Raw genomic sequence first — 15,537 nt, forward strand, 5'->3', positions numbered from 1 at the left:
CACGCGCGGCGCCGCTCACGGCTCGGCCACCGTCCACACCAGCAGCACGTCGGCCGGCGCCGACGGCGTGCCGGGCGGCGGCTGCACGACCGTCGCGTCGACCGCGAGCGCGTGCGCGATCTCCGCCGGGCCGTCGATCGTCCGGGTGCGCACGACGGTCATCAGCCGCGCCGGATGGTGCAGCGTTTCCCGGTACAGCGCGCCATACCACAGCCCGCGCGTGCCACGCGCGTCCTGCAGCACGTACGGATAGCGCCACAGCCGCAGCACGAGCCGGCGGTCCGGCTGCTGCGGATCGACGCGCACGAACACGCGCCGCGTTCCCTCGCCTTGCGAATAGCGCGGCAGCACCGGCAGGCTGTCGGCCGGCGTCTGCGGCAGCAGCCAGCGCAACGCGGTTTGCATCGACCACGGCGTCGCGCGCAACCAGCCGGCCTGCGCGAGATGCCGGTCGAGCGTGTCGGACGTCACGCTCCACTGCAGCGGCAGGTATTCCTCGCGATCGCCGCTGATCTCGGTGCGCCGCATCGGCACGCGCAGCCAGCCGCCACGCATCCACTGGTCGACGGTCATCGCAACCACGCGCGCCGCATGCGCATGCTGGTCGCGCTCGGCCTGCCACTGCGCGGGAACCGTCCAGACGCCCGCCGTCGCGAGCACCACGACGACGGCGACGAACGCGCCCTTCGGCTGGACCTCGTCACGCACGTGCGCATACGCGTAAGTGCCGGCCAGCACCGCGAACCACGCGAGCCCGAGGCTCCAGCCGCCGAGCAGCCCCGACAGCCAGGTCTCGCCGAGATAGAGCCGCGCGAAGCCGCCGAGCACGACCCACATCACGATCGCCGTCGCGACACCGCTGCGCCACAGTGCGGCGCGTCCGCGCGTCAGCACCCAGCCCATGAAACTGCTCGCGAGCATCTCGAACGCGGCATCGCCGCTCGGCAGCGACACGTGTGCGCCGCCGGGCAGCAAGGTCACGGTCGCCGCGCCGTTCTCTCCCGGGGCGAACGCCGGCACGAGCACGACCGAGACACCGACCGCCGCGAGCCACCACGCGGCCGTCAGCCAGCAGCGATGGATCAGCAGCCAGACGAGGAACGCGGCCGCGACGATCAGCCCGACGTCGCGGCCGCTCAGCACGGTGACCGCGCTCATCGCCGCATCGACGGGCGGCGTGCGCAGGTTCTGCAGGAACGTGTACAGCGCGGTGTCGGCCTGCATCAGCGGATCGTTCGCCACGACGTCCTGCACGATGCCGGCGAACAGCCACACGCTGCCGACGAACAGCAGCGCGAGCGCGGGCACCGCACCTGGCACGCGTCGACCGCGCGCGGCGAGCCGGCGCAGCGTCGCGCCGAGCCACGGCCAGCGCCGCGCGCACGCACGCGCTGCGGCCGACCATGCGCGGCGCAGCAGCGGCACGCCGCGCGTCAGCGCGACGCGCACGCCGAACCACACGGCCGCGACCAGCGCCGCGACGACCAGCAGGATCGCGGCGACCCGCGCGCTGACCGCCGCGGCGAGCGCCGCCGACGCGCCGAACACGATGCCCGGCGCGATGTGAACCGGCGCCCAGACGAGCGCCGATGCGATATTGACCGGATAGAACGACCGCCGCGGCAGGAAGGCGCAGCCGACGATCACCGGCACGACCGCGCGCACCGGCGCGAGGAAGCGCGCGAACGCGATGCTCTTCATGCCGTGGCGCAGCACGAACTGCTCGCCGCGCTCGTACGACTGCGCGTACCCGGCGCGGATCCACCAGGTCCGCACGTCGCTGCGATAGTGCCGGCCGAGTTCGAAGCTGATCCCGTCGCCGACGATCGCGCCGGCCGCCGCGATGCCGAGCGTCGCCCAGCCGTCGAGCGCGCCCGCGCCGATCAACGCGCCGGCCGCGAACATCACGGCGCCGGCCGGCACGAGCGTGCCGATCAGCGCGAGCGATTCCGCGCAGGCCGTCGCGAACACGATGGCGAGCGCGAGCGCCGGATGGGTGCCGATGACGCCGAGCCACGCATGGATCGTTTCGCTCATCGCGGGTCTCGTCGATTGGCGCGCTCGCGGCGTGCCGGATGCGGCGTCCGGCGCGAGTCTCTTCGATTGGCAGGCTCGCGGCGTGCCGGATACGGCGTCCGGCGCGCGGGCCGACGCAGCCGGACCTCCGGCGCCGGGGCGGCGGCCTGGCTGGGCGGCGTTCGCATGCCGTCGTGCGCAGCGCGGCCGTCAGCCGCGCTCGTGCTGCCGCGCGTCAGCTTCGAGCGGCGCGTCGACGTAGCCAAACGTCGCGATCTCGTGCAAGTAGCGCGCGAGAAACGCGCCGATCGAGCCGGCAGCCTCGTACTGATGCACGTGGCGGAACTCATGGGTCAGCAACCGGCGGGTGACATGTTCTTCGACGACGAATACCGCGTGGCCGAGCGTGAGGCCGATCGTGCCGGGCGACAGCAGCCCCGTGTCGCGCGCGATCGCGGCCAGCGACGGCGTATCGGGAAACGGCAGCACCGCGGTGGTCACGATCCGGATCCGCTCCGGCTGTGCGACGCCGACCGCCCGCGCATCGTCGGCCTGGCCGGGCGTCAGCGGCGCGCCCAGCGCTTGCCCGCGCGCCGCTTGCGCTTCGGCCCACGCGACTGCGGCAGGCAACGCGGCCGGCAGGATTTCGGCGAGATCGATCATCGCGGGGTCTCCTTGGATCGCGGGTTCGATGTGGGACCAGTTTATCCCCGAATCGGGCCGTCTCGTGAGGATCGCCGCCCGGCGGGGTCGGCGGGGTCGGCGGGGTCGGCGCGGCCGACGAGGCCGACGTGGCCGGCGAGGCGATATGCAAGCCGCCCTGGCGAAACCGAAAGCAGATCGCAAGCCGTTGCAGCACGAGCAAACGCACGCGCATGCCGTGCCAGCATCTCGCCCCGATTGTTTCGCCGCGTGACAGATTCCCCGTGTTGCGCCGCATAAAATTTCCCGCGCGTGTACCGTTTTGGGCCTCGGCGGAATATATTGTTCAGATGTTGAACCGCTCCGGCGACATCGCGCCGACCGGCGGTCCGGCATTGCCGTCTGACACGACACCCGCGCGTTACGCGCCGAAGCGCCATCCCGGAAGAGGAACGCTCCATGATCAAGGTGATACTGGCTGACGACCACGCAGTCATGCGCGACGGACTGCGTCACATTCTCGAGACGGCCGGCGGCTTTGAAATCGTCGGCGAAGCGAGCGACGGCTCGGCCACGCTCGCGCTGGCCGAGCGCCGCGCGGCCGACGTACTGCTGCTCGACCTGTCGATGCCGGCGCCGACCGGCATCGAACTCATCAAGCTGATCAAGACGCACGCACCGGCGTTGCGCACGCTCGTGCTGACGATGCATGCGGAAGAACAGTACGCGGCGCGCGCGTTCAAGGCCGGCGCGACCGGCTACCTGACGAAGGACAGCGCGACCGCCGAGCTGGTCGCGGCGGTCGGCAAGGTGGCGGCGGGCGGCATCTACGTCAGCCCGTCGGCCGCGGAAAGCCTTGCAAAAACCCTGCACGCACCCGCCGAGACGCTGCCGCACGATCGGCTGTCCGCGCGCGAATTCGACGTGATGCGCCGCATCGTCGCGGGCGAGACCATCACGCAGATCGCCGGCGCGCTCGGCCTCAGCGGAAAGACGGTCAGCACCTACAAGACGCGCATTCTCGAGAAGATGGACCTGCCGCACGAAGCCGCGCTGATCCGCTACGCGGTGCGCCACGATCTCGGCATCGGCCTGGACAGCGAATGAGCGTGACATGAATGATGCCCGCAACGATGCACCGTTCCGGCACCGCCTCCCGCCGCTCGGCACGCCGCCGCGCGAGCCGCGCCCATCGACGGAGAAGCCCATGAGCGAGCCGGCCGAACCCTCGCGGATGTTCATGTCGTCGCTGCCGCCCGAGCGGCCGGAGCGCCGGCTGGCGCTGGCCACCGTGATCGTGTCGGCCGTGATCTTCGCCGCGCTCGCGCCGTTCGCGACCGTGCAGCTTGCGCAGATGTGGGCGTTCATCCCCGTCTACGAAGCGGCGATCATGGTCAACGACATGGTGACCGCCGGCCTCCTGCTCGGCCAGTTCGCGATCCTGCGCGAGCGCGCGCTGCTGGTGCTTGCGGGAGGCTACCTGTTCACGAGCCTGATGGCCGGCGCGCACATGCTGAGCTTCCCCGGCCTGTTCGCGCCCACTGGCCTGCTGGGCGCGGGCGAGCAGACGACCGCGTGGCTGTACATGTTCTGGCATAGCGGCTTTCCGCTCGCCGTCGCGGGTTACGCGCTGCTGCGCGACGACACGCACGCGCGGCCGAAGGCGGCCCTTCCTGCGGTGATCCCGATCATCGCGTGCATCGCAGCCGCCTGCGCCGCGACGGTCGCGCTGACGCTCGTCGCAACCGCCGGCAGCCACCTGCTGCCGCGCATCATGCACGGCAACCGGACGATCGCGCCGATCTCGACCACGATCGTGACCGTCTGGGTATTGAACCTGATCGGGCTCGTGCTGATGTGGCGGCGGCGGCGGCGCCATTCGGTGCTCGACCTGTGGGTGATGATCGTGATGGTCGCGTGGCTGTTCGACATTGCGCTGTCCGCGATGCTGAACCACGGACGTTTCGATCTCGGCTTCTACGCGGGGCGCGCGTATGGGCTCGCCGCGTCGAGCGTCGTGCTGTTCGCGATGCTGTTCGAGAACGGCCGGCTCCATGCGCGAACGGTGCACGCGCTCGAAGGCGAGCGGCGCGAACATCAGCTCGTGCTGCAAAAGACTGCCGAGCTGAACGACGCGAACGAACGCCTCGAGCAGCGCGTCGCCGCGCGCACCGCGCAGCTGAGCGCGTCGAACCGCGACCTGCGTCGCGAGGTCGAGGAGCGCGTGCGGGCCGAGCGGGCGCTGAAGGCGTCGCGCGAGGAGCTGCGCGAGATCTCGGCGATCAGCGCGACCGCGCGCGAGGCGGAACAGCGCCGCATCGCGCGCGAACTGCACGACGAACTCGCGCAGACGCTTGCGACGCTGAAGAACGACCTCGAATGGCTGCTCGATCACGTTCCTCAGGACGACGCGCTGCTCGCGCGCAAGATCGCCGCGATGCACGGGCTCGCGCGCGGCGCGGTGGCCGCGACGCGACGCATCGCGTCGGACCTGCGACCGCTGATGCTCGACGATCTCGGCTTTGCCGCGGCGATGCAGTGGCTCGTTCAGGACTTCCGGCAGCGGCACGGGGTCGCGTGCACGCTGCGCGTCGATCCGCCCGAGCATCGTCTCGACGAGCCGTATGCGACGGCCGTGTTCAGGATCGCGCAGGAAGCGCTCGCGAACGTCGCGCGGCATGCGGCCGCGTCGCAGGCGGTGGTCGATCTGGTGTGTACCGACGACGCCATCGCGCTCGCGATCCGCGACGACGGTGCGGGCTTCGATCCCGGCGATCCGCGCAAGCCCGGCTCGTTCGGGCTCGTCGGGCTGCGCGAGCGGGCGTATCTGGTGGGTGGCGCGCTGACGATCGACACCGCGCCCGGCAAGGGCACGACCGTCGAGGTCCGGATTCCGCTACAGGCCGCACACGTGGCGTACGCGGCGAGCGGGCATCCGGCGGGACAGGTGGGTTAGCGAGAGGTGCGGTGGCTGGTGGGTGGTCGTGCGACGCGCGATGCGGGATCGGCGGTCAGCCGTCCGTTCGCCGTAGTTCTCCCCGGCCACCCCACCCTCAAGCCTGCACCTCCATCATCCCCCGCTCCGAGCGCGTCCACGCGACCAGCGCGCCGACGCCGAGCAGCGCGAGGCACACGATCGGCACGATCATCGGCCCGAACGCGGTGCCGGTCACTTTCCCCGCGAACGGCATCAGGTTCTGGCTGAAGAAGCCGCCGAGGTTGCCGATCGAATTGATCGCCGCGACGCTTGCAGCCGCGCGCGCGCCGGTGAAATACCGTGGCGGCATCGACCAGAAGCACGGATACAGCAGCGGGATGCACGCGCCGCCGAGCACGAGCGCGACGAAGCGCAGCGGCGTCGACGGCAGCATGAGGCTCAGCAGGAAACCGAGCGCGCCGAGCGCCGCGACGATCGCGATCGTGCGCAGGATGCTCTTCGCGCGGCGCAGTTTCGCCGGCAGCCAAAGCAGCAGCAGCACCGCGAGCGCCCACGGCAGCATGCTGAGGAAACCGTTCGTGCCGCTCGACACGCCAAACGACTTCACGAGCGTCGGCAGCCAATAGGTGACGCCGTACAGCGACGTCGACATCAGCATGTAGGTCGCCGCGAACAGCATCACACGCGGATCGAGCAGCGCCTTCCACGGCTGCGCGTGCTCGGCCTGCGCGGGCTGCTCGCGTTCGAGCGCGGCGGCGACAATCTGCTTCTCGCGCTCATTCAGGAACCGTGCATCGCGATACGACGCAGGCAGCACACGGAACACGACGATCGCGACCGCCACCGCCGGAATGCCCGTCGCGATGAACACCCACTGCCAGCCCGCGAGGCCCCAGACGCCGTTCAGGCTCAGCAGCCAGCCTCCGACGAGCGAACCGAGCATGTTCGCAAGCGCACTGCCGAGCGTGAAGATGCCGAGCACCTTCGCGCGATAGCTCTGCGGGAACCACAGCGTCAGGTAGTAGATCACGCCCGGATAGAACCCGGCCTCGGCGATGCCGAGTGCGAAGCGCAGCCCGCAGAACACCGGCATCGACGTCGTGAAGCCCATCGCCACGGTGATCGCGCCCCATGTCAGCATGATGCGCGCGAGCCACACGCGTGCGCCATAGCGATGCAGCGCGAGCGTGCTCGGCACCTCGAACAGCAGGTAGCCGATGAAGAACAGCGACGACGCGAGGCCGAACGCCGCCTCCGTCATGCCGAGGCTGTGCACCATCTGCAGTTTCGCGAAGCCGACATTCTGCCGGTCGATGAACGCGATCAGGAACATCACGACGAGGATCGGTAGCAGGCGCCGCGCGATCTTCGACATGATCTGCTGCTCTTCGGCGGGCGCGGGGCCCAGGGTTTCGGTGTGATTCACTGCATGCTCCTTCCGTGGTATCGGTTGTGTCGGGTGGGGCGCCGCGCATTCGGGCGCACGGCGCGGGTCGTTTGTCCGGTCTGCCGGCGCCTGCGCTCACGACGGCCGGAAGCCGTCGAGCATCGGCACGAACATGTCGGTCCATGTGTGCGGCTTCGATTCGATCGTGCCGGCCATGTAGAGAAAATCGACGTAGTCCATCAGCTGGTTCGGCTTCACCGAGAAACGTGTGTCGGGGGCGGCGAGCATCTGCATCACGTCTTCGCGCGACACGCCGACGCCCGACGCCGCGACGTAGATCGCCGCGGCCGCGCGCGGATCCTGCGCGATCAGCCGGTTCGCGTCGTCGAGCGCGCCGAGAAACGCAGCGGCGAGCGCCGGCTCGGTGTCGACGAGCCGCTTCGGCGCGAACACGACGTCGAGCGTCAACGGGCCCAGCACGTCGATCGAATTGACGACGCGATGGATGCCCGGCTGCCTGAGCTCGAGCGTCGAGAATGGCGGCGACGTGAAGTGCGCGGTGACGCCGTTCTCGTGCCGGATCAGCGCCTCCATCGCCTGCGGATGCGGCAGGTTCACAGTGATCGAATCGAGGTGCGCGAACTGCTGCTGGCCGAGCAGCCTGCCCGCGACCATCTGCAGCACGACCGCCGACAGCGACGTGCGGATGCCGGGCACCGCGATCCGGTCGGTTTGCGTGAAGTCGGCGAGCGTCCGCAGCCCGGCCCGGTTCGCGTTCAGCGACAGCGACGTCGTCGACAGCCCGCTGATGCCGATCACCTCGACGTTCGGAATCCCGCGAGCCCGCGCCCACAGCTCGATGAAGCCCGGCGCACCGGCGCCCGCGAAGTCGAGCGTGCCGGCCATCATCGCGTCGTTGACCGAGTTGCCGCCGTCGAGCAGCACCCAGTCGACGCTAACGTCGCGCACGCCGTGGCGCGCCGCATGCTGCTCGAACAGGCGCTGCTTCTCCATCACGAGCAGCGGCAGGTACAGCACGCCATAGCCCTTCGAGATCCTCACCGTGCGCGGCTTCGAAAGCACGAGCGACGGCGCGAGCGCCGCGCCGAGCCCGACGGCGACGATCGCGCGGCGGCGCAACGACGGCGTCACGCGCGTGCTCCCGCGACGCGCCGTGCGCCCGCTTCGCTCGTTGCCTGCTGCATGTCGCCGTCTCCTCTGGTATTAATCCCGTCTTTGCATTCCCGGGCTATGCACAGGTTATCGAGCGAGTCTGAGAAAATGCTGACATCCCCTCCCCGGGAAAACCCCTAACCGATTGGATCGACAGGACGGCACCATGCGCATTCTCGTCGTAGAGGACGACGCGGAAATCGGCGCGGCAATTCGCAGCCGCCTGACCCGGCTCGGCCACGCGGTGGACCTCGAGACGGACGGCGCGACCGCGAACAGCCTGCTCGGCGTCGAGCGTTTCGATCTCGTCGTGCTCGACGTGATGCTGCCCGCGATGGACGGTTTCGCGATCCTGCGCAACCTGCGCTCAGCCGGCAGCACGACGCCGGTGCTGCTCGTCACCGCGCGCTCCGCGATCGACGATCGCGTGAGCGGCCTCGGGCTCGGCGCGGACGACTACCTCGTAAAGCCGTTCGACTATCGCGAGCTCGACGCCCGCGTGCAGGCGCTCCTGCGCCGCAATAGCGGCCACGCGAACGACGTGCTGACGCTCGGCGGCCTCGTGATCGATCGCAGCAGCCGCCTCGCGGAACTCGACGGCAAGCCGCTGTCGCTGTCGCGCCAGGAATTCGCACTGCTAGAGATTCTCGCGAGCCGGGCGCAGCGAATCTTCTCGAAGGAAGAGCTGCTGAACCAGCTGTTCAGCTTCGGCAACGAGCCGACCGCGAATGCGGTCGAACAGTACGTGACGCGCGTGCGCAGGAAGCTCGCGGGCAGCTCGGTCGAGATCCGCACCGCGCGCGGGATGGGGTACCAGATTGCCACGCATTGACTGGTTTCCGAAGACGCTGTTTGGACGCACGCTGCTGTTCGTCGCGCTCGTCGTCGCGACGGGCGCGCTCGCGCTCGCGGCGATCGCGCGCTACTACGCGGGCGTCGCGGCAGAACGCGCGTACGACCAGCTGCTCGCCGGCGCCGCGATCCAGGTCGCGGAAAACCTCTACGTACAGGGCGGCGTGCTCGCGCTGAATCCTCCGGTCGCCGCGCTGTCGACGCTGTCACGCTACGACCTCGTCTACTACAAAGTCGTCGATTCGCGCGGCGTCGTCGTCGCCGGCTACAACGATCTCGCAAGCCGGACTACGCTCGCCGCCGCGAAACAGGGCCCCGCGTTCGCGAACGGCATCTACCAGCATGAACGCATCCGGATGGCGACCATCGCGCGCTACATGCCCGAGGAACGCACGCCCGGCTGGGCGCTCGTCACCGTCGCGCAGACGACGAACGCGCGGCAGCAGCTGACGAACGACATGAGCTTCAAGGTGTGGACGCTGATCCTGTTGATGAGCGTGCTCGCGATCGGCGCGAGCGGCCTCGCGATCCGGCGCGGGCTGCGCCCGCTCGCACAGATCGGGACGATCATCGCCGCGCGCGATCCGGCCGACCTGCGGCCCGTGGCCGTCGATACGCCGAACGAGATCGACGCGATCATCGGCGCGATCAACGGGCTGATGCGCCGCCTCGCGGAGCGGATCGTTGCGATGCAGCGCTTCATCGCCGACGCCGCGCATCAGATGCGCACGCCGCTCGCGCGGCTCGACGCACAGATCGAGCTGCTCGGCAGCGAAACCGACACGGCGCGCCAGGCCGCGCAGCTCGATGCGCTACGCGCGACCTGCGCGGATGTCGGGCGCCTCACCGGCCAACTGCTGAATCACGCGATGGTGATCCACCGCACCGAGGTCGTGCCGCTGCAGCCGGTCGAGCTGGTCGCGCTCGCGAAGGAGGTGCTCGGCCGCACGATCCCGCTCGCCGACGAGCGCGACGTCGCCGTTGCGTTCGACAGCGATGCGCCGAACGCGTGGATCGACGGTGACGCGATCAGCCTGCAGGAAGCGCTGTCAAACGTGCTGCACAACGCGCTGCTGCACGGGAACGCGGACGACATCGTTGTGTCGGTCGCGACATCCGGCGACGCGGTGACACTGCGCGTTGCCGACAACGGCTGCGGCATTCCGCGCGAGCACTGGGACGCGGCACTGCAACCGTTCGTGCGCATCGCGTCGGACGGCAGCGAACGGCGCACGGGCTCGGGGCTCGGGCTCGCGATCGTGCAGGAAGTGATGAAGGCGCACGGCGGGCGGGTCGGGTTCGCGTTTCCGGACGCGGGCGGATTCGCGGTCGTGCTGACGTTTCCGCGCGCGCGGGGTCGTGCGGGCGGCTCCGGAACCGGCGTGCCGCGCGAGCCCCCGACGGCCTGACCGCCTTTCGGCCGCGCTGCGTCGTGTTGCGCGATGACGGACAAGGGATCATGCGCGACGCAGGTCACGAGGCGAGTCCTGTCCGCGCTTCGTGCGGGCCCCGGCTCCGAAGCCCGCGCCACGCATCTGCGACGCCGAATTCGACAGTCGACGGGCACGTGGCGCCGCCGGTCCCGCCGCGCTCGCGCGGCGTCGCCCTCCCTCAGCGCCAACTCCCCACATAATCCGCAACGAACTGCTCGAACGAAATCGGCGCGCGCCCGAGCAGCGTCCGCACATCGGCACTGACCGCCGCCGTCTGGCCGGCCGCGATCATCCGGCTCAGGCTCATCAGCGCATCGATCGACCAAGCGTCGACGCCCGCGTCGCGCATCGACGCGATCGCCGCGTCGTCCGTCACCGGCACGTACCCGACGTCGCGTCCGAGCGCCGCGCCGATGCGCGCCGCCACGTCGGCGTTCGACAGCGCTTCGCCGCCGGTCAGGTCGTAGGTCCGGCCTGCATGATCGGCCGGGTGTTGCAGCACCCGCGCGTTGACCGCCGCGATGTCGCGCACGTCGACGAACGACACCTTGCCGTCGCCCTGCGGCAAATACAGCGCGCCCGCACGGATCATGTCCGCATAGAACGTCACGAAATTCTGCATGAAGCAGTTCGGCCGGGCAATCGTGTACGCGAGCCCCGATTCCGTCACGAGCCGGTCGATCTCGCCCTGCACGCGCGCGATCGCGGCCGGCGACGCCGGATCGGCGCCCGCGCCCGACGAACGGACGATGTGCGTGACCCCGGCCGCCTTGGCCACCGCGACCGCATGACCGGCAAGCGTCACCATGTCGGCCTGCAGCGGCAGCAGCAGGAACAGCGTGTCGACGCCGTCGAACGCGCTCGCGAGGCTGCCGGGGTCGGCAAAATCCGCACGGCGCGTTTCGATACCGTCGATCGCCTTGCCGCTCGCCGAACTGGCGATCGCGTGCGCGCCGGCCGCCTTCAGTTGCGCGACCAGTTCGCGGCCGATCGTCCCGGTCGCGCCGGTCACGAGAATGGTGTCGGACATGATGTGTCTCCTGAATTCAAAAGGAATGAGCGCCGCGACGCCGAACACGACACGACGAACCTCATCCTAGCCACCCCGATTCATGCCGGGTAGTCCATAATCTGTCGAATCAATTTCAACGTTCCGGATCGAATCGCGATGGACGATCTGCGTGTATTGGAAAGCTTCCTGAGAACCGTCGAAACCGGCAGTTTCTCCGCGGCGGCCGGCCGGCTGGGCGTGACGCCGGCCGCCGTCAGCAAGCATGTCGCGAAGCTGGAGCGCAGCCTCGGCACGCGGCTGTTCCGCCGCACGACGCGCAGCCTGACGCTGACGGAAGCCGGCGAGCGCCTGTACGCGGAAACGTCGACGGCCGCCCGTGCGCTGAGCCAGGCGATGGCGACGCTGACCGAGCGTGACACGCGTCCCGCCGGCACGCTGCGCTTGAGCGTCGCGCCCGGGTTCGGGCGCCAGTACGTGCTGCCGCTGATGCCGGCGTTTCTCGAGCGCTATCCGGACCTGCGGCTCGACTGGAGCTTCGAGAACCGCCATGTGGATCTGGTGAAGGAAGGTTTCGACGCGGCAATCGGCTCCGGCGTCGAGGACGACGCGAACGTCGTCGCGCGCGAACTGGTGCCGATCAGGCTGCTGACCGTCGCATCGCCCGCGTATCTGGCAAAGCACGGCACGCCGGCGACGCTCGCCGACCTGTCGCGCCACGATTGCATCCGGCTGCGCTCCGCGACCACGGGCCGCGTGCGCGATTGGGCGTTCACGGTGAACGGCGCAGTGACCGGCTCGGTGAATGGCGCGTCGAACGACGAAACGGTGACGGTGCCGGTCGACGGCCGGGTCGTGCTGACCGATCTGGACGCGATCTGCGACGCGGCCGTGGCCGGCATGGGGCTCGCGCGGCTCGGCGTGCATCACGTGCTGCCGCATCTCGACGCCGGCCGGCTCGTGTGCGTGCTCACCCAATATCCGGCGACGGTCGGCACGATCCACGTGTACTACGCGCACGCACGCCTGACTCCGCCGAAGGTCCGCGCGTTCGTCGAGTTCCTGACGGAGTCGTTTGCACAAAGTGCATGGCGGGCGCGCGTCGATACGTTCGGTTGAGGTTGACGCGAATCGACCGGCGCCGGCCCGTCACGCGCGCGGCCGCCACGTGTGCGACGTGCACCGCCTGTCGCCCCGGCGCACGCCCGCGCGTCACGCCTTGTGCGTCGACAACAAAATACTCGTCTCCGTATTCGCGATCCCGTCGATCAGCCGGATCGCGCCCAGCACGCGGTCGAAATGCTCGAGCGAATCCGCGTGCAGCTCCGCGATCAGATCCCAGCGCCCGTTGGTGCTGTGAATCGTCGCGACGTTCGGATGCCCGCGCAGCACCTTGACCACTTCAGCCCCGCGGTTGCCCTGCACCGCGATCGACATCAGCGCGCGAATCCGGTGCCGTTCGGCGGCCGGCTTCAGCCGCACCGTGTAGCCGACGATCACGCCGTGCTTTTCGAGCCGCGTCAGCCGGTTCTGCACGGTCGCGCGCGCGACGCGCAGCTGCTTCGCGAGCGCGACGACCGACAGCCGCGCGTTGTCGCGCAGCAGTGCAATGAGCTGACGGTCGACGTCGTCGAGGGTAATCATCAGACCTGCCTTTCCCGTAAGTGGCGAGCGAGCCGCAAGCGTGCCGCGTGCCGCCCCGCTTGACCAGCGGAAACCGGACACATTGCTTTATGTGGCTGTCATTTTGTGCAGTTTATCGATAAATTTGCCACTTCTGCTGGCTATTTGTTGGCCGGCGTCGCGGAAATAATGTCTCTATCGTGCGGCCCGCCGTGCCGCACCCACCACTTTGCACAGGACCAGTGCCGGCGCCGAAGCGCCAGCGCCGGTCGATATTCGATACAGGAGACAGCTTCATGACCCGCTTCCTCGATGTTCCCGCCACCGCCCGCCTGGTCGCGCAAACCGGCGTCGCGCGTTTCCTCGGCGAACTCGTCGACACGCTGCACGCCGACTATCTGCGCTGGGCCGAGTTCGACAAGTCGCCGCGCGTCGCCTGCCATTCGCGCGACGGCGTAATCGAGCTGATGCCGGTCGCGAATGCGTCGCTGTTCGCGTTCAAGTACGTGAACGGCCACCCCGTCAACGCCGCGCGCGGGATGCACACGGTGATGGCATTCGGCGCGCTCGCCGAAGTCGACACCGGCTATCCGCTGCTGCTCGCCGAGCTCACGCTGACCACCGCGCTGCGCACCGCCGCGACGTCGGTGCTCGCCGCACGTGCGCTCGCACGTCCGGACGCGCGCAAGATGGCGCTGATCGGCAACGGCGCACAGAGCGAATTCCAGGCGATCGCATTCCATACGCTGCTCGGCATCGACGAAATCCGCGTGTTCGACGTCGATCCGCACGCGACCGACAAGCTCGTGCGGAACCTCGCCGCGTATCCGGCGCTGCGCGTCGTGCGCGCCGCATCGACCGCCGACGCCGTGCGCGGCGCGGACATCGTGACGACCGTGACCGCCGACAAGGCGTACGCGACGATCATCACGCCCGACATGATCGAGCCCGGCATGCACCTGAACGCGGTGGGCGGCGATTGCCCGGGAAAGACCGAGCTGCATGCGGACGTGCTGCGCGCGGGCCGCGTGTTCGTCGAGTTCGAGCCGCAGTCGCGCATCGAGGGCGACATCCAGCAATTGCCGGCCGACTTCCCGGTGACCGAACTGTGGCGCGTGCTGCAGGGCGAGACGACGGGCCGCGACAGCGCGCAGCAGATCACCGTGTTCGATTCGGTCGGCTTCGCGCTCGAGGACTACTCTGCGCTGCGCTATCTGTTCACGCTCGCGCAGCATCACAACGCGGGCGTCGAGATCGCGCTGATCCCGCCGGCCGTCGATCCGAAGAACCTGTTCGCGCTGATCGACGATCCCGCCGCGATCGCGCAGGGCCAGACGGCCTTCGTCACCGACGCCGTCGCCGCGTTCGCACGCTGACCCGAGCCGGTGCGGCGTGCGCGCCGCACCGCCCTTTGCACTTTGCCCCTGCTTGCGATGAACCTCGTATCGATTCAGGCGCCGGCCGCCGTCGTGATGATCCGGCCGCACCACTTCCTGCCGAACCCCGAAACCGCCGCCGACAACGCGTTCCAGCGCACCGCCGGCGCGCGCGGCGAGCGCGGCGAATGCGACATGCACGCGGTGTCCGCTGCCGCGCGCGACGAAGTCAGCGCCGCCGCGCAGACGCTCGCCGACGCCGGCGTGCGCGTGCACGTGTTCGACGATCACGGCGAACGCGACACGCCCGACTCGGTGTTTCCGAACAACTGGTTTTCGACGCATCCGGGCGGACACGTCGCGCTGTATCCGATGTACAGCCCGAACCGCCGCCGCGAACGGCGCGCGGACGTGATCGAGATGCTGAAGGCCGAATACCGGGTGCAGGACGTGATCGACTATTCGGGTCTCGAATACGACGACGTGTTCCTCGAAGGAACCGGCGCGATGGTGCTCGACCATGTCGCGCGCATCGCGTACACCGCGCGCTCGCGCCGTGCCGACCCGGTCGCGCTCGAACGCTTCTGCACGCACTTCAATTTCGAGCCGATGTGCTTCGACACGGCCGACGGCGACGGCCAGCCGATCTATCACACGAACGTGATGATGAGCGTCGCGACCGAGTTCGCGCTGATCGGCCTCGACCTGATCCGCGATCAGGGCCGCCGTGGCGAGGTCGAGCGTCGCCTGACCGAAACGGGCCGCACGGTGGTCGCGCTCGAGCCGTCTCAGATCGCGAACTTCGCGGGCAATGCGCTCGAACTGTCGGGGCGCGACTCGCGCGTGCTCGCGCTGTCGCGGCGCGCATTCGACTGCCTGACGCCGCGCCAGCGCAACCTGATCGAGCGTTCGGCGCAACTGCTGCCGCTCGACGTGCCGACGATCGAACTGGCCGGCGGCTCGATGCGCTGCATGCTGGCCGGCATCCATCTCGCGCGCCGGCACGGCTGACACTTTCCCCCTGGTTGCGCCGGTGCCTGTCGTGGCCGGCGCGCGTCCGCTTCACAACGCGGCCGGGGTGTTCCGCC

Annotated in this window: 14 protein-coding genes; 7 read left to right on the plus strand and 7 right to left on the minus strand. The window is 69.4% G+C overall.

Annotated features, from left to right (window positions below; genetic code table 11):
• Positions 1 to 15: 15 nt before the first annotated feature.
• Positions 16 to 2,037, minus strand: a complete 2,022-nt coding sequence (locus tag DID96_RS21830; protein WP_124601343.1) for an LssY C-terminal domain-containing protein — start codon at positions 2,035 to 2,037, stop codon at positions 16 to 18.
• Between the two features lie 189 nt (positions 2,038 to 2,226).
• On the minus strand, positions 2,227 to 2,679 hold the full coding sequence (locus DID96_RS21835; protein ID WP_124601344.1) for a hypothetical protein: 453 nt from the start codon (positions 2,677 to 2,679) through the stop codon (positions 2,227 to 2,229).
• 438 nt (positions 2,680 to 3,117) lie between these two features.
• On the opposite strand from DID96_RS21835, the gene DID96_RS21840 reads away from it, so the two are divergent.
• Together DID96_RS21840 and DID96_RS21845 are read left to right on the plus strand one after the other, a co-directional pair.
• Positions 3,118 to 3,765, plus strand: coding sequence for a response regulator transcription factor (locus tag DID96_RS21840; protein ID WP_124601345.1), 648 nt, complete (start codon positions 3,118 to 3,120; stop codon positions 3,763 to 3,765).
• Positions 3,766 to 3,865: 100 nt separating this feature from the next.
• Positions 3,866 to 5,614, plus strand: a complete 1,749-nt coding sequence (locus DID96_RS21845) for a sensor histidine kinase (RefSeq protein WP_124601369.1) — start codon at positions 3,866 to 3,868, stop codon at positions 5,612 to 5,614.
• Between the two features lie 97 nt (positions 5,615 to 5,711).
• On the opposite strand, the gene DID96_RS21850 is transcribed toward DID96_RS21845, so the two are convergent.
• A complete protein-coding gene (locus tag DID96_RS21850) occupies positions 5,712 to 7,022 on the minus strand; it encodes an MFS transporter (protein WP_124601346.1) in 1,311 nt (436 codons plus the stop codon).
• A gap of 96 nt (positions 7,023 to 7,118) precedes the next feature.
• Entirely contained in the window at positions 7,119 to 8,135 is a 1,017-nt protein-coding gene (locus DID96_RS21855; protein ID WP_124601347.1) for an ABC transporter substrate-binding protein, read from the minus strand.
• Positions 8,136 to 8,322: 187 nt separating this feature from the next.
• On the opposite strand from DID96_RS21855, the gene DID96_RS21860 reads away from it, so the two are divergent.
• Entirely contained in the window at positions 8,323 to 8,988 is a 666-nt protein-coding gene (locus DID96_RS21860) for a response regulator transcription factor (protein ID WP_124601348.1), read from the plus strand.
• Complete coding sequence (locus DID96_RS21865; protein ID WP_124601349.1) at positions 8,975 to 10,417, plus strand: sensor histidine kinase; 1,443 nt, start codon at positions 8,975 to 8,977, stop codon at positions 10,415 to 10,417. The genes DID96_RS21860 and DID96_RS21865 overlap by 14 nt, the downstream gene beginning before the upstream one ends.
• A 202-nt stretch (positions 10,418 to 10,619) precedes the next feature.
• On the opposite strand, the gene DID96_RS21870 is transcribed toward DID96_RS21865, so the two are convergent.
• On the minus strand, positions 10,620 to 11,471 hold the full coding sequence (locus tag DID96_RS21870) for an SDR family oxidoreductase (protein ID WP_124601350.1): 852 nt from the start codon (positions 11,469 to 11,471) through the stop codon (positions 10,620 to 10,622).
• A gap of 138 nt (positions 11,472 to 11,609) precedes the next feature.
• On the opposite strand from DID96_RS21870, the gene DID96_RS21875 reads away from it, so the two are divergent.
• Positions 11,610 to 12,569, plus strand: coding sequence for a LysR family transcriptional regulator (locus tag DID96_RS21875; RefSeq protein ID WP_124601351.1), 960 nt, complete (start codon positions 11,610 to 11,612; stop codon positions 12,567 to 12,569).
• 93 nt (positions 12,570 to 12,662) lie between these two features.
• On the opposite strand, the gene DID96_RS21880 is transcribed toward DID96_RS21875, so the two are convergent.
• The gene (locus DID96_RS21880) at positions 12,663 to 13,094 is read right to left on the minus strand and encodes an Lrp/AsnC family transcriptional regulator (protein ID WP_124601352.1); all 432 of its coding nucleotides are present in this window, start codon (positions 13,092 to 13,094) and stop codon (positions 12,663 to 12,665) included.
• 112 nt (positions 13,095 to 13,206) lie between these two features.
• Positions 13,207 to 13,371: a hypothetical protein gene (locus tag DID96_RS38385; protein WP_185732325.1), complete on the minus strand. Its 165-nt coding sequence runs from the start codon at positions 13,369 to 13,371 to the stop codon at positions 13,207 to 13,209.
• Here DID96_RS38385 and DID96_RS21885 point away from each other — a divergent pair.
• Positions 13,370 to 14,449 (plus strand): ornithine cyclodeaminase, encoded by a 1,080-nt coding sequence (locus DID96_RS21885; RefSeq protein WP_124601353.1) that lies wholly within the window; start codon positions 13,370 to 13,372, stop codon positions 14,447 to 14,449. The genes DID96_RS38385 and DID96_RS21885 overlap by 2 nt on opposite strands.
• Before the next feature lie 57 nt (positions 14,450 to 14,506).
• On the plus strand, positions 14,507 to 15,460 hold the full coding sequence (ctlX, locus tag DID96_RS21890) for a citrulline utilization hydrolase CtlX (RefSeq protein WP_124601354.1): 954 nt from the start codon (positions 14,507 to 14,509) through the stop codon (positions 15,458 to 15,460).
• Positions 15,461 to 15,537: the final 77 nt, after the last annotated feature.

This window comes from Burkholderia sp. Bp8963 (assembly GCF_003854275.1).
GTDB lineage: Bacteria > Pseudomonadota > Gammaproteobacteria > Burkholderiales > Burkholderiaceae > Burkholderia.

What these genes read in the sequence shown, in the direction of transcription:
- DID96_RS21830 (WP_124601343.1), bottom strand. Translation starts at nt 2,037, where the DNA reads ATGAGCGAAACGATCCATGCGTGGCTCGGCGTCATCGGCACCCATCCG.
- DID96_RS21835 (WP_124601344.1), bottom strand. Translation starts at nt 2,679, where the DNA reads ATGATCGATCTCGCCGAAATCCTGCCGGCCGCGTTGCCTGCCGCAGTC.
- DID96_RS21840 (WP_124601345.1), top strand. Translation starts at nt 3,118, where the DNA reads ATGATCAAGGTGATACTGGCTGACGACCACGCAGTCATGCGCGACGGA.
- DID96_RS21845 (WP_124601369.1), top strand. Translation starts at nt 3,866, where the DNA reads ATGAGCGAGCCGGCCGAACCCTCGCGGATGTTCATGTCGTCGCTGCCG.
- DID96_RS21860 (WP_124601348.1), top strand. Translation starts at nt 8,323, where the DNA reads ATGCGCATTCTCGTCGTAGAGGACGACGCGGAAATCGGCGCGGCAATT.
- DID96_RS21870 (WP_124601350.1), bottom strand. Translation starts at nt 11,471, where the DNA reads ATGTCCGACACCATTCTCGTGACCGGCGCGACCGGGACGATCGGCCGC.
- DID96_RS21875 (WP_124601351.1), top strand. Translation starts at nt 11,610, where the DNA reads ATGGACGATCTGCGTGTATTGGAAAGCTTCCTGAGAACCGTCGAAACC.
- DID96_RS21880 (WP_124601352.1), bottom strand. Translation starts at nt 13,094, where the DNA reads ATGATTACCCTCGACGACGTCGACCGTCAGCTCATTGCACTGCTGCGC.
- DID96_RS21885 (WP_124601353.1), top strand. Translation starts at nt 13,370, where the DNA reads ATGACCCGCTTCCTCGATGTTCCCGCCACCGCCCGCCTGGTCGCGCAA.
- DID96_RS38385 (WP_185732325.1), bottom strand. Translation starts at nt 13,371, where the DNA reads ATGAAGCTGTCTCCTGTATCGAATATCGACCGGCGCTGGCGCTTCGGC.
- ctlX (WP_124601354.1), top strand. Translation starts at nt 14,507, where the DNA reads ATGAACCTCGTATCGATTCAGGCGCCGGCCGCCGTCGTGATGATCCGG.